Source organism: Nonomuraea marmarensis (assembly GCF_043197025.1).
In the GTDB taxonomy this organism is placed as follows: Bacteria; Actinomycetota; Actinomycetes; order Streptosporangiales; family Streptosporangiaceae; genus Nonomuraea; species Nonomuraea marmarensis.
The window spans coordinates 82,263-103,692 of record NZ_JBICRM010000008.1 but is presented as its reverse complement, the minus strand read 5'-3'; the positions used below and the strand labels follow the sequence as shown (position 1 = coordinate 103,692).

At 68.6% G+C, this 21,430-nt stretch carries 14 protein-coding genes; 8 read left to right on the top strand and 6 right to left on the bottom strand.

Annotated elements, in window-relative coordinates:
• Positions 1-30: 30 nt before the first annotated feature.
• Positions 31-2,613: an alpha-glucan family phosphorylase gene (gene glgP / locus ACFLIM_RS15270; protein WP_393165695.1), complete on the bottom strand. Its 2,583-nt coding sequence runs from the start codon at positions 2,611-2,613 to the stop codon at positions 31-33.
• Positions 2,614-2,855: 242 nt separating this feature from the next.
• Between glgP and ACFLIM_RS15265 the strand changes: the two genes are divergently transcribed.
• From ACFLIM_RS15265 to sppA, 8 genes are all read left to right on the top strand, one after another.
• Positions 2,856-4,937, top strand: coding sequence for an alpha-1,4-glucan--maltose-1-phosphate maltosyltransferase (locus ACFLIM_RS15265; protein WP_393165694.1), 2,082 nt, complete (start codon positions 2,856-2,858; stop codon positions 4,935-4,937).
• Positions 4,938-5,008: 71 nt separating this feature from the next.
• Entirely contained in the window at positions 5,009-6,712 is a 1,704-nt protein-coding gene (gene treS / locus ACFLIM_RS15260) for a maltose alpha-D-glucosyltransferase (protein WP_393165692.1), read from the top strand.
• 3 nt (positions 6,713-6,715) lie between these two features.
• Positions 6,716-8,059, top strand: coding sequence for a maltokinase N-terminal cap-like domain-containing protein (locus tag ACFLIM_RS15255; protein ID WP_393165690.1), 1,344 nt, complete (start codon positions 6,716-6,718; stop codon positions 8,057-8,059).
• A gap of 168 nt (positions 8,060-8,227) precedes the next feature.
• Positions 8,228-10,381, top strand: coding sequence for a 1,4-alpha-glucan branching protein GlgB (glgB, locus tag ACFLIM_RS15250; protein ID WP_393165688.1), 2,154 nt, complete (start codon positions 8,228-8,230; stop codon positions 10,379-10,381).
• Positions 10,382-10,483: 102 nt separating this feature from the next.
• Positions 10,484-12,403, top strand: coding sequence for a S8 family peptidase (locus tag ACFLIM_RS15245; RefSeq protein ID WP_393165686.1), 1,920 nt, complete (start codon positions 10,484-10,486; stop codon positions 12,401-12,403).
• A 195-nt stretch (positions 12,404-12,598) separates the two neighbouring features.
• Positions 12,599-13,990 carry a S8 family peptidase gene (locus tag ACFLIM_RS15240; RefSeq protein WP_393165685.1) on the top strand — a complete coding sequence of 464 codons (1,392 nt, stop codon included), beginning with the start codon at positions 12,599-12,601 and terminating at the stop codon, positions 13,988-13,990.
• A gap of 187 nt (positions 13,991-14,177) precedes the next feature.
• The gene (locus tag ACFLIM_RS15235) at positions 14,178-15,533 is read left to right on the top strand and encodes a S8 family peptidase (protein ID WP_393165683.1); all 1,356 of its coding nucleotides are present in this window, start codon (positions 14,178-14,180) and stop codon (positions 15,531-15,533) included.
• A gap of 113 nt (positions 15,534-15,646) precedes the next feature.
• Positions 15,647-17,332, top strand: a complete 1,686-nt coding sequence (sppA, locus tag ACFLIM_RS15230) for a signal peptide peptidase SppA (protein ID WP_393165681.1) — start codon at positions 15,647-15,649, stop codon at positions 17,330-17,332.
• Between the two features lie 77 nt (positions 17,333-17,409).
• Here the strand turns inward: sppA and ACFLIM_RS15225 are convergent, their stop codons facing one another.
• The 5 genes from ACFLIM_RS15225 to ACFLIM_RS15205 are packed head-to-tail and all read right to left on the bottom strand — an operon-like array spanning position 17,410 to position 21,316.
• The gene (locus tag ACFLIM_RS15225) at positions 17,410-17,892 is read right to left on the bottom strand and encodes a flavin reductase family protein (RefSeq protein ID WP_393165678.1); all 483 of its coding nucleotides are present in this window, start codon (positions 17,890-17,892) and stop codon (positions 17,410-17,412) included.
• A gap of 40 nt (positions 17,893-17,932) precedes the next feature.
• Positions 17,933-18,859, bottom strand: coding sequence for an ABC transporter substrate-binding protein (locus tag ACFLIM_RS15220; RefSeq protein ID WP_393165676.1), 927 nt, complete (start codon positions 18,857-18,859; stop codon positions 17,933-17,935).
• A 39-nt stretch (positions 18,860-18,898) separates the two neighbouring features.
• On the bottom strand, positions 18,899-19,591 hold the full coding sequence (locus ACFLIM_RS15215) for an ABC transporter permease (RefSeq protein WP_393165674.1): 693 nt from the start codon (positions 19,589-19,591) through the stop codon (positions 18,899-18,901).
• Complete coding sequence (locus ACFLIM_RS15210; protein ID WP_393165672.1) at positions 19,588-20,265, bottom strand: ABC transporter permease; 678 nt, start codon at positions 20,263-20,265, stop codon at positions 19,588-19,590. Before ACFLIM_RS15210 ends, ACFLIM_RS15215 begins: the two co-directional genes overlap by 4 nt.
• Positions 20,258-21,316 carry an ABC transporter ATP-binding protein gene (locus ACFLIM_RS15205; protein ID WP_393165670.1) on the bottom strand — a complete coding sequence of 353 codons (1,059 nt, stop codon included), beginning with the start codon at positions 21,314-21,316 and terminating at the stop codon, positions 20,258-20,260. The genes ACFLIM_RS15210 and ACFLIM_RS15205 overlap by 8 nt, the downstream gene beginning before the upstream one ends.
• Positions 21,317-21,430: the final 114 nt, after the last annotated feature.

The following is a 21,430-nucleotide window of genomic DNA, read 5'->3' as shown; positions in this document are numbered from 1 at the left end:
ATGTCCTCGCTGCGCTGCGGATCCATCGCATTACCGCAACGTGCCGTTTGTCATCCCGGCAGGCTCCTCAGGCACGGCGATAAGCCCCAACTCAGCGGTGGTGGCGACGAGCGGGTGATGCGGTACGACCCGCACGGTGTATCCGAAAGCACCCGTACGGTCGAGCGGCACGACCCCCGTGTAATGAGCCCGCCCGTCGTCGTCCAGAGACGCCACGGCCAGCTTCGCGTACGCGGGATGCACCAGCTCGTCATGCGGCCCGACCTTGCCATAGGCGGCCTCGACCAGCACGTCGTCCGGCTCCAGGTCACCGAGCGCGATCGTGGCGTGCAGCTCGATCGAGGCCCCCACCTCAGGCGTGTCCTCCACACCCGACGCCTCGACGTGCTCCACCCGCACCCCCGGCCAGGCCCGGGCCACCCGCACCCGCCAGGCGGCGAACGCCTTCGCGGGCGCGTAGGAGTCGGCGGACAACGAACGGGCCGCGCCGGCCGCCGGGCTGTACAGGTCCACGACGTAGTCCCGCAACATCCGCCCGGCCAGCACCTTCGGCCCGAGCGAGGCCAGCGTGTGCTTGACCATCTCCATCCACCTCCGGGGCAGCCCGTCGATGGGACGGTCGTAGAACCGGTCGGACACCTCGTGCTCGATCAGGTCGTACAGGGCGGCGGACTCCAGCTCGTCCCGCCGGTCCGGGTCCGTCACCCCGTCCGCGGTCGGGATCGCCCAGCCGCTGGTGCCGTCGTACCACTCGTCCCACCAGCCGTCGCGGATCGACAGGTTGAGGCCGCCGTTCAGCGCGGACTTCATCCCGGACGTGCCGGACGCCTCCAGCGGGCGCAGCGGGTTGTTCAGCCAGACGTCACACCCCTGGACCATGAGCTGCCCGAGCGTCATGTCGTAGTCGGGCAGGAAGACGATGCGGTGCCGTACCTTCTGCTGGTCCGCGAACTTGACGATCTGCTGGATCAGCTTCTTCCCGCCCTCGTCGGCGGGATGGGCCTTGCCGGCGATCACGATCTGCACGGGCTTGTCCGGATCGAGCAGCAAACCGGTCAGCCGGGCGGGATCACGCAACATGAGCGTGAGCCGCTTGTACGACGGCACCCGCCGGGCGAACCCGATCGTCAGCACGTCGGGATCGAGCGCGTCGTCGATCCACCCGAGCTCGGCGTCGGAGGCGCCCCGCTCGCGCCAGGACCTGCGCAGGCGGACCCGCGCACCCTCGACCAGCCGCTCGCGCAGCGTGCCCCTGATCTGCCAGAGCTCGGCGTCGGAGATCTTCTGGATGCCGTCCCAGCCACGGGCCCGCTCGATGAGCGAGGGCAGCTCCCGCCCGGCCAGCTCCATGAGCTCGCGGCCGACCCAGGTGGGGGCGTGCACGCCGTTGGTGATCGACCCGATCGGCACCTCGTCCAGGTCGAAGCCCGGCCAGAGCTCCTTGAACATCTCCCTGCTGACCTCGCCGTGCAGCACGGACACGCCGTTGACCCGCTGTGCCAGCCGCATCCCCATGATCGCCATGTTGAACCGGCCGGGATCGCTCTCCGCCCCGAGAGCCAGGATCCGCTCCACGGGCACGGTCGGCCAGGCGTTGTCGCCGCCGAAGTGCCGCTCGATCATGTCGCGGGGGAAGCGGTCGATGCCCGCGGGGACCGGCGTGTGCGTGGTGAACACCGTGCCGGCCCGTACGGCTTCCAGCGCCTCGTCGAACGAGAGCCGCGCCTCGGTCAGCTCCCGGATCCGCTCGAGCCCGAGGAATCCGGCATGCCCCTCGTTGGTGTGGAACACCTCAGGCTCGGCGTGCCCGGTGATCTTGCAGTACGCCCGGATCGCGCGTACGCCGCCCACTCCCAGCAGCAGCTCCTGCATGAGCCGGTGGTCCGTGCCGCCGCCGTACAGGCGGTCGGTGATGTCGCGGGCGGCGTTGTCGTTGTCGGCCACGTCCGAGTCGAGCAGCAGCAGCGGCACCCGCCCCACCTGTGCCACCCACACCTGCGCGTGCAGCACGCGCTCGTCCGGCAGGGCGATGCGGACCTTGACGGGGGCGCCGTCGGTGTCCTTGAGCAGGCTCAGCGGCAGCCCGCCGGCGTCGAGCGACGGGTAGTGCTCCAGCTGCCAGCCCTCGGGTGAGAGCGACTGCGTGAAGTAGCCGTGCCGGTAGAGCAGGCCGACCGCGAGGATCGGCACACCCAGGTCGCTGGCGGCCTTGAGGTGGTCGCCGGCCAGGATGCCGAGACCGCCCGAATACTGCGGCAACGCGGCGGCGATGCCGTATTCGGGAGAGAAGTACGCGACGGCGCGCGCTCCGTCGGGCAGCGTCTGGTACCAGCGCGGGGAGGTCATGTATTCGCGCAGGTCGTCGGCGGCGTCGGCGAGGCGGCGCAGGAAACGGCGGTCGGCGGCCAGCTCGGTCAGCCTGGCCGGGGTGACCGCGCCGAGCAGGGCCACGGGGTCGTGCCCGACCTGCTCCCAGAGGTCCGCGTCGACCTCGGCGAAGAGGTCCATCGTCTCCGGGTGCCAGGACCAGCGGAGATTCTGCACCAGCTCGCCCAGGGCGGCCAGCTCCGCGGGCAGGACGGTGCGGACGGTAAACCGGCGGATAGCTCTCACGTTTCTGCACCCTATGGGCTAGGAGGGACCAGTCAGTCCTTCACCCCCATGAACCCCGTTCAAACCCCTTCCGGGAACTAGCATGAAGAGGGACTATTGGGGCAACTTTCCTCATTGTTGGCTCTCCCGCAGACACACTCGGGAGGTCTATCCGCTGCTGTCCACAATTTACATGCAAGGATCGTTCCTGCCAGGAAAGCCTCCGGCGGCTCCGAGAGCGTCGCCGCAAACCCTTGAATGCGATGATCGGACGAATTCCCATCACGGACATCTCCCCCGTCGTCGACTGCGGGCAGTGGCCCGCCAAGGCGGTCGCCGGCGAGACCTTCGGGGTCTCGGCGACCGTGTTCAGAGAGGGCCACGACGCCGTGGCCGCGGGCGTGGTGCTCACCGCGCCCGACGGGCAGCGCGGTCGCCTGAGACCGATGCGCGAGCTGGCCCCCGGCACCGACCGCTGGGGTGTGGACGTGTGCCTGCCCGCCGAGGGTGACTGGCTGTTCCGCGTGGAGGCATGGGGCGACCCGATCAGCACCTGGCTGCACGACGCGGAGATCAAGATCCCGCGTGGCATGGACGTCGATCTCATGTGCGAGGAGGGCGCCCGGCTGTTCGAGCGGGCCGCCAGGGCCGTACGCGCGCCGGACTGCCCGAACGGCGTGCCCAAGAACGCCCACAAGAACGGCCGGCGCAGGCAGAACGGCAACGGCGACAGCGCCTGCGGGCACCGGGCGGCGCTGCTGTCGATCTCGGCCACGCTGCGTGACGAGGAGCTGGACCCCAGGGCGCGGTTGTCGATCGCGCAGCTCCCCGAGACCGCCGCGCTGCTGGACTCGCACCCGTTCCGCGAGCTGGTGACCAGGTCCAGGTCGTACAAGGTCAGGGTGGACCGGCGCAGGGCGCTGTACGGCTCGTGGTACGAGTTCTTCCCCAGGTCGGAAGGCGCGGTGATCAACAAGCTGGGCATCTCCAAGTCCGGAAATTTCCAGACTGCTGCCAAGCGGCTCCCCGCCATCGCCAAGATGGGCTTCGACGTCGTCTACCTGCCGCCCATCCACCCCATCGGCACGACGTTCCGCAAGGGGCGCAACAACACGCTCAGCCCCGAGCCCGACGAGCCGGGCTCGCCCTGGGCCATCGGGTCCGAGGACGGCGGCCACGACGCCGTGCACCCCGACCTCGGCACGCTCGACGACTTCGACGAGTTCGTGGGCCGCACCCGAGCGCTGGGCATGGAGGTCGCGCTCGACTTCGCGCTGCAGTGCTCGCCGGACCACCCGTGGGTGAAGGAGCACCCCGAGTGGTTCACGATCAGGGCGGACGGGTCGATCGCGTACGCCGAGAACCCGCCGAAGAAATATCAGGACATCTACCCGATCAACTTCGACAAGGACCCCGAGGGGATCTACATCGAGGTCAGGCGGGTGCTGCGGCACTGGATGGCCCACGGGGTGCGGATCTTCCGGGTGGACAACCCGCACACGAAGCCGGTGGCGTTCTGGGAGCGGCTGCTGGCCGACATCCACACGACCGATCCCGACGTGATCTTCCTGTCGGAGGCGTTCACCAGGCCGGCGATGTTGCGTACGCTGGCCAAGGTCGGCTTCCACCAGTCGTACACGTACTACACCTGGAAGAACTCCAAGTGGGATGTGGAGACCTATCTCACCGAGCTCTCCCACGAAACGTCCTCCTACCTGCGACCGAACCTGTTCGTGAACACGCCGGACATCCTGCACGAGTTCCTGCAGCACGGCGGCGGGCCCGCGTTCAGGATCAGGGCGGTGCTGGCCGCGCTGGCCTCGCCGACCTGGGGCGTCTACTCCGGGTACGAACTCGGAGAGAACATCCCGGTACGCCCTGGTAGCGAGGAGTATCTAGATAGCGAGAAATATCAGTACAAACCTCGCGAATGGCTCGCGGCCGAACGTGAAGGCCGGAGTCTGGCTCCCTTCATCACTCATCTGAATTTGTTCCGAAGAGCGCATCCGGCGCTGCAGGAATTGCGTAATCTACGGTTCCACAGGGTCGACCAACCGGACATCGTTTGCTTCTCGAAGCGACTTCCGGGCGCCTATGACACGGCCACACGAAGGCACGGGCTGGGCGACGTCGTTCTGGCGGTCATCAACTTGGATCCACACAATACCCACGAGGCGACTGTAGATCTGGAGCTGCCCGCCCTCGGTCTCGACTGGAACGCCGAGTTCGTCGTCGACGACGAATTGTCGGGCGAGTCGTTCCGCTGGCGGCAGAGCAACTATGTTCGCCTCGACCCGCACATCCAGCCTGCCCATATTCTCACCGTTCGAGCCGCGCCACGGTAGAACAGAATTCAGCGGGGAGTCTTCAACGTGTGTGAAAGCGCCTCCCTCGTGAGCCCCTCCTGGGGTGACTCATGAGCTCCACCACACCCATTCCCAACACCTTTGACGAGGAAAAGCCGCGCGACCCCTACTGGTACAAGCGCGCGCTTTTCTACGAGGTCCTGATCAGGGGCTTCGCCGACTCCAACGGCGACGGGACCGGCGACATCCGGGGCCTCATCAGCAAGCTCGACTACCTGCAGTGGCTCGGCATCGACTGCCTCTGGCTGCTGCCGTTGTACGAGTCGCCACTGCGTGACGGCGGCTACGACATCGCGGACTTCATGAAGATCCTGCCCGAGTTCGGGGACCTGGGCGACTTCGTGAAGCTGGTCGACGAGGCCCACAAACGCGGCATGCGCGTCATCGCCGACCTGGTCATGAACCACACCAGCGACGCCCATCCGTGGTTCCAGGCGTCGCGGCACGATCCGGAGGGGCCGTTCGGCGACTTCTACGTGTGGTCGTCGACGGATGAGCAATACCAGGACGCCCGGATCATCTTCATCGACACCGAGACGTCCAACTGGACCTACGACCCCGTACGCGGCCAGTACTACTGGCACCGTTTCTTCCATCACCAGCCGGACCTCAACTACGAGAACCCGGCCGTGCAGGACGCGATGCTGGAGGTGCTGCGCTTCTGGCTCGACCTGGGCATTGACGGTTTCCGGCTGGACGCGGTGCCGTACCTCTTCGAGGAGGAGGGGACGAACTGCGAGAACCTGCCGAGGACGCACGAATACCTCAAGCGCATCAGGTCTGACGTGGACCGGCTGTATCCGGACAGAGTGCTGCTCGCCGAGGCGAACCAGTGGCCGTCGGACGTCGTGGAATACTTCGGCGATCCGGTGGGCGGCGGGGACGAATGCCACATGGCCTTCCATTTCCCGCTCATGCCCCGCATTTTCATGGCCGTGCGCCGGGAGTCCCGTTACCCCATTTCCGAAATCATGGCGCAAACGCCGAAAATTCCGGAACACTGCCAGTGGGGAATCTTCCTCCGTAACCACGACGAGCTGACGCTCGAAATGGTCACGGACGAGGAACGCGACTACATGTACACCGAATACGCCAAAGACCCCCGCATGCGGGCGAACGTCGGCATCCGCCGCCGCCTGGCGCCCCTGCTGGAGAACGACCGCAACCAGATCGAGCTGTTCACCGCGCTGCTCCTGTCGCTGCCCGGCTCCCCGGTGCTCTACTACGGCGACGAGATCGGCATGGGCGACAACATCTGGCTCGGCGACCGCGACGGCGTGCGCACGCCCATGCAGTGGGACCCCGACCGCAACGCCGGCTTCTCCGACTGCGACCCCGGGCGGCTCTACCTGCCGGTGATCATGGACCCGATCTACGGCTACCAGGCCATCAACGTCGAGGCCCATCAGAAGAACGCCGGCTCGCTGCTGCACTGGACCAAGCGCATGATCGAGATCCGCAAGCGGCACCCGGTGTTCGGGCTGGGCGGTTACGCGGAGCTCAACTCCTCCAACCCCAGCGTGCTCGCGTTCGTCAGGGAGCTGGGCGACGACCGGATGCTCTGCGTGAACAACCTGTCACGCTTCCCGCAACCCGTCGAGCTTGATTTGCGGAGATTCGTGGGCGTTTCCCCCGTTGAAACCATGGGAGGCGTACCATTCCCGGCAATTGGCGAACTTCCGTATCTTTTGACGCTTCCCGGGCATGGGTTCTACTGGTTCACGCTCCCGCCGGCCATCACCCAGGAGGAGTAGGACGTGCTTGACGAGCTCCTTGCCGCATGGATCGCACGCCAGCGCTGGTTCGGCGGCAAGGGGCGCCCGATCGACGAGCTGTCGATCGACTCGGATGTCGAGCTCACGCCGGGCCTGCGGCATCTGATCGTCGCCATCTGGCAGGAGGGCTCACGCGACCGCTACCAGGTGCTGCTCGGCGAGCGCGACTCCATCCCCGACCGGCTCACCCACGCCCTGATCGCCACGGTCGGGGACCTGTACCTCTACGACGCCGTACACGACGCCGACCGCATGGGCTGGCTGCTGAACGGCATGGCCCACGACGAGACCAGCGGCGGCCTGCGCATGCGCCATGTGCCCGGCGTCACCATCGACACCTCCCAACGCAGCCTGGTCCTGGGGGCCGAGCAGTCCAACACCTCCCTCGTGTACGGGGACGCGTACATCTGCAAGCTCTTCCGCCGTCTCATCCCCGGCATCAATCCCGAGCTGGAGGTCATCACGGCGCTGGCCGCCAGGGACGCGCCGCACATCGCGCAGCCGTACGGGTGGATCGAGACCGAGCTCGACGGCACGGACACCACGCTGGCGATCATGCAGGAGTTCCTGGCCACCGCGAACGACGGCTGGGACCTGGCGCTGGCCAGCGTGCGCGACCTGTACGCGTCGCTGCCCGAGATCACGGCGGCCGAGGCGGGCGGGGACTTCGCGGCCGAGTCGCTGCGGCTGGGCAGCGCCACCGCCCGGGTGCACCACGAGCTGGCCGAGGCCTTCCCCACGGACGTCGTCGAGATCCACGAGATCAAGCGCATGGCCGAGGGCTTCAGGCGCAGGCTGGGCCGGGCCGTGGCCGAGGTGCCCGAGCTGCGCCAGCATGTGAGCACCGTTGAGGACGCCTACCACGAGGTGGAGCTGCACACCAGCGAGGTGCCTGTGCAACGCGTTCACGGCGACTACCACCTGGGCCAGGTCATGCGCACGCCGACGGACTGGGTGGTGCTGGACTTCGAGGGCGAGCCCGGGCAGCCGCTGGCCGAGCGCAAGGCGCTGTCTTCGCCGCTGCGGGACGTGGCGGGGATGTTGCGCTCGTTCGACTACGCGGCCAGGCACCTGCTGCCCGACAGCGCCAACATCCGGGCCCAAGCCCAGGAGCTCGAGCCGCGGGCCCAGGAGTGGGCGGACCGCAACCGGGCCTCGTTCCTGGAGGGGTACGTCGAGGGCGGCGGGGTCATCACGCGGGGAGACGCGGCGCTGCTGCGGGCGTTCGAGTTGTCGAAGGCCGTGTACGAGGTGGTCTACGAGGCCCGCAACCGGCCCACGTGGATCGCGATCCCGCTGGCCGCGTTCCGTCCCCGGCCGGTCTAGGGTTCGCCTCGTGGCCGAGGGCGCGCCTGGGCGGCGCTCCTGGTCGGAGCCGGGTCAAGAATCCTCTCGGGATGAACCCGGGATTTTGCACTTTCAGTGATTGTCTCGATGAAAGCGGGCAGTGCCTGGGATGGACGGTCATCATAGGGCAGTGTTGGGAGCATGCCGATGAGGACAGAGCTCGACCGCCTCGCGGGCGGGGCGCACCACGATCCGCACTCCGTGCTAGGAGCACACCCCGTGTCCGGAGGGGTGGTCTTCCGCGCGCTGCGCCCGCTGGCCGAGCGGGTGCGGGTGGTGCTCGAAGACGGTACGGCCCATGACATGAAACACCAGGCCCACGGGGTGTTCGAGGTCACCGTCCCGGGCCTGGACAAGGTGCCCGACTACTCGCTGAGCGTCAAATACGCCGGCGCGGAGCCGTACCTGACGCGGGACCCCTACCGGCACTGGCCCACGCTCGGCGAAGTGGACCTGCACCTCATCGGCGAGGGGCGCCACGAGCGGCTGTGGGAGGTGCTCGGCGCCCGCGTGATGGAGCACGAGGACGTCGAGGGCACCGCGTTCGCCGTCTGGGCGCCGAACGCGCGCGGCATCAGGGTCGTCGGCGACTTCAACCACTGGGACGGCATCGCCTACCCGATGCGTTCTCTGGGGCGTTCGGGGGTGTGGGAGCTGTTCGTGCCCGGGCTGGCGGCGGGCGAGCGGTACAAGTACCAGATCCTGGGCGCCGACGGGGTGTGGCGGGACAAGGCCGACCCGATGGCCAGGCGGACCGAGGTGCCGCCGATGACGGCTTCCGTGGTGGAGAAGTCGGACTACACCTGGCAGGACGGCGTCTGGATGGCCGACCGGCCCGAGAGGCAGCCGCAACGCGGGCCGATGAGCGTCTACGAGGTGCACCTAGGGTCGTGGCGGCCCGGGCTGACCTATCTGGAGCTGGCCGAGCAGTTGTCCGCTTACGTGGCCGACATGGGGTTCACGCACGTGGAGTTGCTGCCGGTGGCCGAGCATCCGTTCGGCGGCTCGTGGGGCTACCAGGTGACGTCCTACTACGCGCCGACGGCCAGGTTCGGCACGCCCGACGAGTTCCGCCATTTCGTGGACCTGATGCACCAGCGCGGCATCGGCGTGGTGCTGGACTGGGTGCCCGCGCACTTCCCGATGGACGAATGGGCGCTGGCGCGCTTCGACGGCACCCCGCTCTACGAGCACGCCGACCCGGCCAGGGGCGAGCACCCCGACTGGGGGACGTACGTGTTCGACTTCGGGCGCAGGGAGGTGCGCAACTTCCTGGTGGCCAACGCGCTCTACTGGCTGAAGGAGTTCCACGTCGACGGGCTGCGGGTGGACGCGGTGGCGTCGATGCTCTACCTGGACTACTCGCGGCGGGAGGGCGAGTGGACGCCGAACGTCTACGGCGGCCGGGAGAACCTCGACGCGGTCGAGTTCCTCAAGGAGATGAACTCCGTCTGCTACCGCGAGGCGCCCGGCATCTCGACCGTGGCCGAGGAGTCGACGGCCTGGCCCGGGGTTTCGCGGCCGGTGCACCTGGGCGGGCTCGGGTTCGGGTTCAAGTGGAACATGGGCTGGATGCACGACACGCTCGAATACCTGCGGCACGAGCCGGTCTTCCGCCAGTACCACCACCATCAGATGACGTTCTCGCTGCTGTACGCGTACTCGGAGAACTACGTGCTGCCGCTGTCGCACGACGAGGTCGTGCACGGCAAGGGGTCGTTGCTCGGCAAGATGCCGGGGGACGAATGGCAGCGGTTCGCGCAGCTCAGGGCGTTGCTGGCGTTCATGTGGGCGCATCCTGGCAAGCAGCTGCTGTTCATGGGCGGCGAGTTCGGGCAGGGCTCGGAGTGGTCGGAGGAGCGCGGGCTGGACTGGTGGGTGCTGGAGTTCGACGGGCACCAGGGCGTGCAGCGGCTGGTACGCGACCTGAACCGGATCTACAAGGAGACCCCCGCCCTGTGGGACCAGGACTCCACGCCCGACGGGTTCCGGTGGATCGACGCCGACGACGCCTCCGGGAACACGTTCTCGTTCGTCCGCTACGCGTCCGACGGGTCCGCGGTGGCGTGCGTGGTCAACTTCAGCGGCGGGCCGCATGAGAACTACCGGCTCGGCCTCCCGTACGCCGGGCAGTGGACGGAGATCGTCAACACCGACGCCTACGACTACTGGGGCAGCGGCGTGGGCAACCTGGGAGTGGTCGAGGCGAGTGAGGAGCCCTGGCACGGGCTGCCGTGCTCCACGACGCTGCGGGTGCCGCCGCTCGGCGCGGTCTGGCTCACCCACGAGGGAACAACCTGACAACATCTGGCTGAAAGTTCGGTGAGAAACCCCGCCGGAGACCTGTGCCAGTCCGGCAAATCCCCATAAACTCCGAGATCATCCCCTCTCGGAGGACGACGCGTGCGACTTCGCCCCCTGATCGTGTGCTCGATGGTGCTGGCCCTGCTGCCGTTGTCGGGCTCGGCCTACGCCGACGATCCGACACCGACGCCGACCCCCACCGCGGCCTCGACTCCCAGCCCCTCACCGAGCGCCGCTCAAACCCCCGAGGACAAGGTCGAGGACGGCTTAGGGGTCGACGGTGGCTCCGAGCGGGCCATCGTCGAGCTGACCGACCCCGGGCAGAACGCGCCCGTGGCGAGCCAGGCGGCGGCCGAGAGCGTGGACGTGGTGTTGCAGCCGCCGAGCCAGTCGTTCATGGTCGTCGAAGGGACCGCGGAGGAGTTGGCCAAGCTGGCCGAGGATCCGCGGGTCACCTCGATTCACCGGGACAGGACGTACACGCCTGCCGAGGTGAGCCCCAACCTGAAGCTGATCGGCGCCGACCAGGCGCACGGGAAGGGCCTCACCGGGACCGGCCAGGCGGTGGCGGTGCTCGACACCGGCATCGACCTCGACCACCCGTGGTTCACCGGCAGGATCGTCGCGGAGGCGTGCTTCTCCTCCGTGGAGGAGTCCGGCGTCGAGTCGCTCTGCCCGAACGGCCAGCCGGAGCAGACGGGTGCCGGAGCGGCGGACGCGACCACGGCCAAGTGCCTGGCCGACGGCGTGAACCTGTGCGAGCACGGCACCCACGTCGCGGGCATCGCGGCCGGCAGCGGCGGCGTGGCGCCGGGGGCGAACATCGTGGCGGTGCAGGTGTTCAGCCGGCTCAACGACGAGGGAATCTGCGGCGAGCCCTCGTGCCTGCTGGCGTTCGAGTCGTCGTTGCGGCAGGCCATGGACTACGTGACGACGCTGAACCAGCCGATCGCCGCCGTGAACCTCAGCCTGGGCGGCGAACTCTCCGAGACCGACTGCGACGCCAGCGAGGAAGGCGCGATCTTCAAGCCGAAGATCGACGCGCTGCTGGGCAAGGGCATCGCGACCGTGGTGGCCGCGGGGAACGAGTTCTTCGAGGGGGCGTCGTACCCGGCCTGCATCTCCACGGCGGTGGCCGTCGGGGCGAATGACAACAACGACGTCATCGCGGACTTCTCCAACCGCGGGGCGCTGGTGGACCTGTTCGCGCCGGGCGTGGACATCGAGTCGTCGGTGCCGGACAACGCGACGGCCGTGCACAGCGGCACCTCGATGGCGACCCCGCACGTGGCCGGCGCGCTGGCGCTGATGAAGCAGGCCTCGCCACAGACGCCGATGGCCGACCTGGTCAACACGCTGAAGACGACCGGCAGGCCGTACGTGTACGACGCCAACGGCGCGCAGGTCACCACGCCGCGCCTGGACCTGGCGGCGGCCCTGGCCGGGGCGGCGCCGCAACCGCCGATCACCCAGGCCCCGAACCCGGCGCCCGACCAGCCCGACCCGACCGACAGCAGCGGCCCGAGCCCCGAGCCCGACGACCCGGCAGACCCCGAGCCGGAGCCCTCGACGTCCAGCACGCCGATCCCGTTGCCGACCGTGACGGTCACGGTGACGGTGATGCCGAGCCCGGCCGCCACGACGGCCGCGGTCTGCACGCGCGGCACGGCCGCCAAGAAGCTGACGGCCAAGAAGTGGGCCGTGGAGATCCACCGCAGCAGCGGCACGATCCCGGACGCCACGCTCACCTGCTACCTGAAGCTCATCGGCAAGTCGAGCAAGGTGTTCCCCGAGTTGACGAAGGCGTCGTCGCTGGGCAAGGCGTACCGGGTGCTGAAGAGCACCAAGTCCAGCAAGGCCGCGCTCGACAGCGCGCTGCTGACGGCCTGGCTGAACTGGGCGCACGGCACGAACGGCACCACGACGCTGACCGCCGCGGAGAAGGTGCGGCTGAGCAGCAAGCCGTCCACCGCGGCGGTGAAGAAGGCCGCGAAGAACGTCCTCAAAACCAGCAAATAGCTAGATATCTCGAAAAAGGCCGGTCACTCCTGACCGGCCTTTCTCTTTGGCCGCAACAAGGCAAAAAGGCCTCCAACGTTGCTCTCAGTCACATAGGTCACTGACATCACTGTTGTCGCAGGCGGGGATGTATGCGGCTGTCCGCAAGCCGGGAGCCGCGATCAGCTTCACGGCTCTGATACTCGGAGGAATTTCGTGAGGCTACGGTCTCTTCTGGCCTGCGCCACGACGCTGGCCCTGACGTCCGCCGGGCTCTGTGCGGCCCCAGCGCTCCATGCCGCCACCGCCGACACCGGCGACCCGGTCATCAGCCCCGCGCTCGTCGCGGAGATCAAGGCGAAGACCAGCGTTCGCTCCATCATCCAGCTCAAACCGGGCCAGAGCGTGGCGGCCGTCGCCACCGACCTCGAACAGGCCTCCGAGGGCGGCCGGGTGCTGGAGAGGGCGCAGTCGCCGCACTTCTTCGTCGCCGAGGTGGACGACCCGACCCTGGCCAAGCTCAAGAAGGACAACCGCGTCGAATCCGTCTACAAGGACGAGTTGAGCCTGCCCATCCTCGACGTCAGCACCAACCTGATCCGCTCGAACCGGGCGAACGACGCCGGCTGGACCGGCAGGGGCGCGACGGTCGCCGTACTGGACACGGGGATCGACCGCGACCATCCGTTCTTCGCCGACCGGCTCGTGGACGAGGCGTGCTTCTCCTCGTCCGACGCGAGAGACGGCACCGTCTCGCTCTGCCCGAACAACCAGCCCAGCCAGATCGGCGCCGGCGCGGCGAACGCCGAGATCGGGCAGTGCGTCGTCAACAACGCGAACGCCTGCTCCCACGGCTCGCACGTGGCCGGCATCGCGGCGGGCAAGATGGCCACGGGAGCGCCCTCCGACGGCGTCGCCCCCGCGGCGGGCATCCTGCCGATCCAGATCTTCAGCCGCGTGAACAACGCCCTGACCTGCATGGCCAGGGGCGCCCTCGCGCCCTGCTACCTCACCTACACCTCGGATCAGAAGCTGGCGCTCGAGTACGTGGCCAGGGTGGCCAGGAACCACAACGTCGCCGCGGTGAACATGAGCATCGGCGGCGGCGGCCCGTTCAGCTCGGCCTGCGACACCGACGCGACCGCCGCCGCGGTCAAGCCGAACTTCGACGCCCTGGTGGCCCTGGGCGTGGCGCCGGTGGTGGCGTCGGGCAACGACGGCTTCCTGAACGGTGTCTCCTCCCCCGCGTGCGTCTCCACGGCCATCACGGTGGGCGCCACGGACGACAGCGACGCGTTGACCACGTTCACCAACCGGGGGCGGCTGGTCGACCTGCTCGCGCCGGGCGCGGGGATCAACTCCTCGGTGCCCGACAACACGTACGCCGTCCAAAGCGGCACCTCGATGGCCGCGCCGCACGTGGCCGGGATGTTCGCGTTGATGAAGCAGGCGTACCCGAACTTCACGGTGGCGCAGTCCCTGCAGCGGCTGCAGGCGACGGGCACGCCCATCCGGTACGACGCGGGGGGCACGCAGGTGACCACGACGCGGATCAACGCGGAACGCGCCACGGCCGCCGCCCAGGCGGCCGCCGATCCTCGGGTCTGAGCGGCGGGAGGTGCCGGACCGGCACATCCGGCCCCTCCCGGAGCCTTCCCCGGAACGGTCGGGTCACCGGAACGGTCGGGTCATCACAACAAGAACCGATAACGGAACCCCATCCCCCTCTCTGACATCACTTGTCCGATTAATACACTTCTTAGAACAAACACCCCCCGAGCCCCCGGAGGAACAGTTGAGACTCTCGTCTCTGCTGGCCGGCGCCATCGCGTTAGCGACCACCTCGGCAGCGCTGATCGCCACACCCGCCCTCGCCGCCCCCGACTCCAAGATCGACCCTGCGATCACCGCGTCCGGCGAGCACCGCGCCATCGTCCGCGTACACCGGCCCGCCCAGGTGAAGACCGCGCTGACCAGCGCGGAAGAGGTCAAGCAGGGCAGGAAGAACGTCTCCGCGGAGCCGCCTTCCGAGGTGGCGGGCAAGCTGGACTTCTTCGTCTACCGAGGCACCCGCGCGGAGCTGGAGAAGATCGCCGAGCAGTCCGACGTGGTCTCGATCCGCAAGGACACGCTCAGCGAGCCGTCGCTGGTGCAGAGCATCCCGCTGATCGGCGCGGACCGGGCGCAGCGGCAGGGCTACAACGGCAAGGGTACGGCCGTCGCGATCCTGGACTCCGGCATCGACAACGACCACCCGGCCTTCGGCAACCGCATCACGGCCCAGGCCTGCTTCTCGGCCGCCGACCCGGTGGACGGCTCGTCACCGCTGTGCCCGAACGGCAGCCAGTTCCAGATCGGCGACGGCGCCGCCAACGCCGAGACGCCGGCGTGCATGACGGGCGCCCCGCAGCCCCAGTACGGCCTGTGCTACCACGGCACGCACGTGGCCGGGATCACCGCGGGCCAGGCCACGGCCGAGTTCGCGGCCAACGGCGTCGCCCCCAAGGCCAAGATCATCCCGGTGCAGGTCTTCAGCCGCTTCGACAACTCCCCGTACTGTTCGGGCCGTCCCGCCTGCATCCTCGCGTACGACTCCTCGGTCCTGACGGGCATGGCGTACGCGGACCTGCTGGCCGACCAGTACAACATCGCCTCGGTGAACCTGAGCCTGGGCGGCGGCCAGTACGACACGGCCTGCGACGAGGGCGACGGGGCCGACTTCAAGGCGGAAGTGGACAAGCTCCTGGCCAAGGGCACCGCCACGGTGGTGGCCTCGGGCAACAACGGCTGGGACGCCGCGGTGTCGTGGCCGGCCTGCGTCTCGAACACGGTAGCGGTAGGCGCCACGGACAAGCAGGACGCGGTGGCCTCCTTCTCGAACCGGGGGGCGTTGCTGGACGTGTACGCACCGGGCGTGGCCATCACGGCGGCCATCGCAGGCAACACGTACGCGGCCCTGAACGGCACGTCAATGGCCACTCCGCACGTGACGGGCACATTCGCATTGCTACGCCAGAAGCACAAGAACGCAACGGTGGACCAACTGCTGAACACGTTGAAGCGAACGGGCAAGCCGATCACGTACACAAGCGCGGGCACGGAGACAACCACCCCCCGCATCAACGTCTACGCGGCCTTGCGCAGCCGATAGGCGCAGGGAAGCAGGTTGCCAGGGGCTCACCCACCCGTAACCCATCTGGGCGGTGGGCCACCTGACATATTCCCCTAAGCGCATTTCGAATTGTGTCGTTTAGGGTGGCTTCTATGGACGCAGGCAGGGCGATCTTCGAAACCGTCGACAAGATTCGCCAGCGGCGCACCGCCCCGCTGGTGCTGGAGCTCGATCTCACAGAGGGCCTCACCGAGGGCCCGCCGAGCGATCCGCTCGCCGCAGTGTTGTCCATGCGCAAGACGCGCCTGTCCGACGTCCTGTCCGGGCTCAAGCGGGCCAGGCAGGACTCCAGGGTCAGGGCGCTGATCGTGAAGATCGGGGGCAACCCGCTGGGCCTGGCCACGGTGCAGGAGCTGCGGCAGGCCGTGATCCACTTCAGGGCCGCGGGCAAGCTGACCGTCGCGTTCGCGGAGACGTTCGGCGAGTTCGGCGGCGGTACGGTCCCCTACTACCTGGCCAGCGCCTTCGAACGCGTCTACCTGCAGCCGAGCGGCGACGTCGGGCTGACCGGGGTGGCCATGGAGCAGCGCTTCGTCAAGGGCACGCTGGCGAAACTCGGCGTCGGGTACGAGGTCGGGCAGCGGCACGAGTACAAAACCGCCGTCAACACCTTCACCCAGGACCACATGACCGAGCCGCACCGCGAGTCCATGAGCCGCATCGTGGAGTCGGTCACCGAGAGCCTCGTCGCGGGCATCGCCGACGGGCGCCGGCTGGACCCGGGCAAGGTGCGGGAGCTGATCGACCGCGGCCCGTTCTCCAGCACCGAGGCGCAGGAGGCCGGGCTGGTCGACGGGCTGGCGTACCGGGACGAGGTGTACGACGAGGTCAAAGGCGACGCGCACCTCCTGTACGTCTCCAGGTACGCCAGAGGCGCGGCCGTCAAGAAGTTGCCGCACCCGATGGCGGACGGGATCGCGCTCATCCACGGCCTGGGCATGATCAGGAGCGGGCGCAGCGGACGCAGCCCGCTGGGCGGGGGCGGGGCGATGGGCTCCGACACGATCAGCGCCGCGTTCCGGGCGGCCCGGCGGGACGAGCACGTCAAGGCCGTCGTGTTCCGGGTCGACAGCCCCGGCGGCTCGTACGTGGCCAGCGACACGGTCTGGCGTGAGGTGACGCTGACGCGCAAGGTCAAGCCGGTGATCGTCTCCATGGGCGACCTGGCGGCGTCCGGCGGATACTTCGTGTCGATGGCCGCCGACGTGATCGTCGCCCAGTCAGGCACACTGACGGGCTCGATCGGCGTGTACGGCGGCAAGCCCGTCATTTCCGAAATGCTCGAAAAAATCGGGATAAATTCCGAGATGGTGGCCGCGGGAGCCAACGCCGGGATGTTCTCCACGTCCCGCGGCTTCTCCCCCGAGCAGTGGGAACGCGTGAACGCCTGGCTCGACCGGATCTACGACGACTTCGTGGGCAAGGTGGCGAGCAGCCGCGACCTCACCCGCGAACGCGCCCACGAGCTGGCCCGCGGCCGCGTGTGGACCGGCGCCGACGCGCAGGCGAGCGGGCTGGTGGACGAGCTGGGCGGGCTGGAGGACGCGCTGGCCCTGGCCAGGAAGCGGGCCGGCCTCGCCGACGACGCCCCGGTGCGTACCTACCCCCGGCTCAACCCCCTGGAGCGCCTGCGCGGCCCGGAGTCGAGCGAGGACAAGTCCGCGGCGCTGGCCAGGATCAGGATGGACGCCTGGGGCCCGCTGGCCCGCCTGTCCGCCGAGCTGGGCCTACCGGCCGCGGGGCCGCTCCTGCTCCCCACCTGGTACACGATCCGCTGACGCAGTCCCCGCCTGGTGGAGGCGGAAGCGCTGTACCAGTACAGCGGGGACACGATCAGGGCGCTGCGTGACGCGCATCACGATCCCATCGCGCGGTAGCGGCCGCGGAGTCGTACCAGAGGGTTGAGAGTGGGGTTGACGTAGGAGACGGCGAGGACGGCGGCGATGAAGATCGTGTGGTCGCCGGCCGCGACCACCTTGGTGGTCTCGGCCTCCAGGGCCGCCACGCCGCCCTCCACCACCAGCGCGTCCGTGTGCGGTCCCCGGTGGTGCGGGGTGCCCGCCAGCAGGAGGCGGGCGCTGGGGCGGCCCGCGGTGGCGAAGCGGCTGGCGATCGCGGCCTGGTCCGACGACAGCAGGGAGGCGGCCCAGCGATCCTGGCGCAGCAGGACCTCGTTGAGGTAGCCGCTGCTGGCCAGGCTCACCAGGACGAGCGGGGGTTCCAGCGAGACGGACATCAGCGCCGATACGGTGGCGCCGAGGTCGTCGCGCCCGTCGCGTACGGTCACCACCGCCACGCCCGCCGCGAGCTGCGCCATCGCCTCCGTGAACTCGCTCACGACGAGGGCCCCCGGAGGACGGGGACCCTCGCGACGAGCGTCAGCCCAGGCCGTTGGAGGTCAGCCATTCCTTGGCCACCGTGGCGGGCTCGTCCTTGTTGACGGAGATCTTCTGCATCATGTCCAGGAGGGACTGCGTGGAGAGCTTCGCCGAGATGGAGTTGAGCGTGGTCCTGATCGTGTCGGTCGCCCCGGCCTTGTAGAGGAGCGGCGTCACGTTCTGGGCGGGGAAGATGTTCTTGGTGTCCTGGAGCGGCACCAGGTTGTTGGCCACCATCTTGGGGTCGGTGGTGAACACGTTGCCCACCTGGATCGTGCCGTCCTTCAGCGCGTCAGAGGTGGTCGGCCCCGTGGGCTTCCACTCCTTGAACTCGATCCCGTAGACCTCCTTGAACCGCGCCTCCCACCGCTTCTTGAACTCGGGCGGCCCGCCGACGACCAGGTCCTTGGAGACCTTGGCCAGGTCCTCGATCGTGTTCAGCGACTGCTTGGTCTGGGTGTCCTTGGTGATGGACAGGCTGTCCTTGTCCTCGGCCGGGGAGGAGTCGAGCACCTCCAGCTCGGCCGGCAGCTTCTCCTTCAGCGCCGCGTTGACGTCGTCCGTGGTCGCGGCGGTGTTCTTCAGGTCGATGAAGGCGAGCAGGTTGCCGTTGTACTCGGGCACGATGGTCAGGCCGCCGCTCTTGACCTGGTCGTAGACGGCCTCGCGGCTGCCGATCCGCGGCTTCTCCTCAACCTGCACGCCCTTGGCCTCGAGCGCCTGGGCGTAGATCGACCCGAGCAGCACGCTCTCGTCGAAGTCGAAGGATCCGATGACGGCCTTCCCACCCCCGCCCGAGGCCGAAGCGCTGGGAGCCGCGCTCGTCGTGTCGAGCGGGTTGCCCCCGGTGCTGCCGCCACCACCGCAGGCGGCCAGCGCGAGCATCGCCGAAATCAGCACCCCCGCGATGCCGTACTTGCGTCTCATCTTTGCTTTTCCCTTCTAAGCGGGAGGTAATACGGGAGACTATCGAACCTTCAGTCGCTGGCTCACCCCCGGCGACACCGTCACCCTCTGGACGAGCGTGAACAATATCTGCACGACGAGCGCGAACAGCACAATGAGTACTGAACCCCCGACGACGCTCGCGTAATCCTTCGTCGCGAAACCGTCGATCACAAAACGTCCGAGCCCGCCGAGCCCGGTGTAGGCGGCGACCGTCGTGGTGGCCACGACCTGGATCGCGGAGAGCCGGCAGCCCAGCAGAATCAGCGGCAGCGCCACCGGGACCAGCACCCGTCCGAGCACCTGCCCGCCGCGCAACCCCATCCCGTACGCCGCGTCGCGCAGCTCGGGATCAACCCCCTTGATGCCCTCGAAGGTGTTCACCAGGATCGGCGGCACCGACAACAACACCAGCGGAATGATCACCGGCCAGATCGAGGACGTACCCAGCAACAGCACGAACATCACCAGCAACCCCAGCGTGGGCAGCGCCCTGGCCAGGTTCGCGGAGACGACGACGAGCACCTCGCCCCGGCCCGTGTGACCGATCAGCAGCCCGAGCGGCACGGCGATCAGCGCGGCCAGCACCAGGGCCAGCGCCGAGAACTCCAGGTGCTCCAGCAGGCGCGCGGGGATGCCGCCGGGCCCGGACCAGTTGTCGCCGCTGCCGAAGAACTCGCCCAGCCAGTCGAAGAACGCGGTCAGCCAGCTCATCGGGTGCCCCTTCGAGCGCGTACCCACGGGGTGAGCAGCCGTTGCGCCAGGACCAGCAGGCCGTCGGCGACCAGCGCCAGCGCCACGATCAGCACGATGCCCGTGATCACCGGCGGCATGAACGGGTTCTGGTACGCCCGCGTGAACAGTCCCCCGAGCCCGCCCTGCCCGATCAGCGCGCCCACGCTGACCAGGCTGATGCTGGAGACCGCGACCACCCGCAGCCCGGCCAGCACCACCGGCACGGCGATCGGCAGCTCGACCGTCAGCAGGCGGCGCAGCGGCGTGAACCCCATCGCGACCGCCGACTGCCGCACGTGGTCGGGCACCGAGCCCAGCCCGTCGACCACGGCCGGGATCAGCACGGCCATGCCGTAGAAGGTCAGCGGGATGATCACGGTGGTCTGCGACAGCCCGGTCACCGAGATCAGCAACATGAAGACGGGGAGCGAGGGGAGCGCGTAGACGACGTTCATCAGGCCGGAGGTGGGCTGGTAGAGCCAGCGCCAGCGCACGCAGGCCAGCCCGAGCGGCAGCGCCACGACCAGCGCGACCAGGATCGGCACGAACGACATGGTCAGGTGGTCGGTGAGCAGGTTCCTGATGCTGTCGACCCGGCCGGTGTCCCAGTTACGCCCGATCCACTCCCATATGGAAGGGGGACCGTCACCCATCTGCCGCCTCCGCCAGCGCCTCGTCGAGTGCCTCCCTGGTGGCCACGCCGACGACCTTGCCGTGCTCGTCCACGGCCACGGAACAGCCGGACGGCGACAGCAACGCCGCGTCGAGCGCGGACCGCATGGAGTCGCGGCCGAGCACGAACGTCCCGTACGACTCCAGCTGGTCCGGCCGCGACCCGGCCACCCAGCCGACCGGCCCGCCGTCCTCGCCCACGACCAGCAACCACGGCTCGTCCGTACTGCCCGTGAAGCCCTCAGGGACGGTCAGATCGGTACGCAGCCGCAACCCCTCCGTGGAGACGAACTGCAGCCGCCTGATCCCCCTGTCATGCCCGAGGAACTCGCGGACGAAGTCGTCGGCCGGCTCCGACAGCAGCGTCTTGGGGTCGGCGAGCTGCGCCAGCCGGCCGCCCACCCGCAACACGGCCACGCGGTCGCCGAGCTTGATGGCCTCGTCGATGTCGTGGGTGACGAAGACGATGGTCTTGTTCAGCTCGGACTGGAGCCTGAGCAGCTCGTCCTGCAGGCTCGTGCGCACCACGGGGTCGACCGCGCTGAACGGCTCGTCCATGAGCAGCACCGGCGGATCGGCGGCCAGCGCCCTGGCCACGCCCACGCGCTGCTGCTGCCCGCCGGAGAGCTGGAACGGGTAGCGCCCGGCGAAGGCGGGGTCGAGGCCGACGCGTTCGAGCAGCTCCATGGCTCTGTCGCGGGCCTTCTTCTTGTCCCAGCCGAGCAGGTAGGGGACGGTGGCGATGTTGTCGACGATCTTCCGGTGCGGGAACAGCCCGGCCTGCTGGATGACGTAGCCGATGCCGCGCCGCAGCGTCGGCGGGTCGATCCCCTGCACCGGAACGCCGTCGAGCAGGATCTGCCCTTCCGAGGCGTCGATCATGCGATTGATCATCCGGAGGGACGTCGTCTTCCCGCAGCCAGAAGGCCCGACGAGCACGGTGATCTCGCCGGTGGGCGCCTCGAGGCTGAGGCTGTCCACGGCGACCGTACCGTCTGGGTAACGTTTGGTGACTGCGTCGAATGTGATCACGCGCGACCTCTCGCTCATGGCAGGGTCGCAGCCCCCCTGCCACGACCGCCGCATGATCTCTTGGAGCACAGACTACGGCGATTCGGACCGCCCTGTCCCCTCGGGCCCGGCTTA

What these genes read in the sequence shown, in the direction of transcription:
- sppA (WP_393165681.1), top strand. Translation starts at nt 15,647, where the DNA reads ATGGACGCAGGCAGGGCGATCTTCGAAACCGTCGACAAGATTCGCCAG.
- ACFLIM_RS15210 (WP_393165672.1), bottom strand. Translation starts at nt 20,265, where the DNA reads ATGGGTGACGGTCCCCCTTCCATATGGGAGTGGATCGGGCGTAACTGG.
- treS (WP_393165692.1), top strand. Translation starts at nt 5,009, where the DNA reads ATGAGCTCCACCACACCCATTCCCAACACCTTTGACGAGGAAAAGCCG.
- ACFLIM_RS15220 (WP_393165676.1), bottom strand. Translation starts at nt 18,859, where the DNA reads ATGAGACGCAAGTACGGCATCGCGGGGGTGCTGATTTCGGCGATGCTC.
- ACFLIM_RS15265 (WP_393165694.1), top strand. Translation starts at nt 2,856, where the DNA reads ATGATCGGACGAATTCCCATCACGGACATCTCCCCCGTCGTCGACTGC.
- glgB (WP_393165688.1), top strand. Translation starts at nt 8,228, where the DNA reads ATGAGGACAGAGCTCGACCGCCTCGCGGGCGGGGCGCACCACGATCCG.
- ACFLIM_RS15215 (WP_393165674.1), bottom strand. Translation starts at nt 19,591, where the DNA reads ATGAGCTGGCTGACCGCGTTCTTCGACTGGCTGGGCGAGTTCTTCGGC.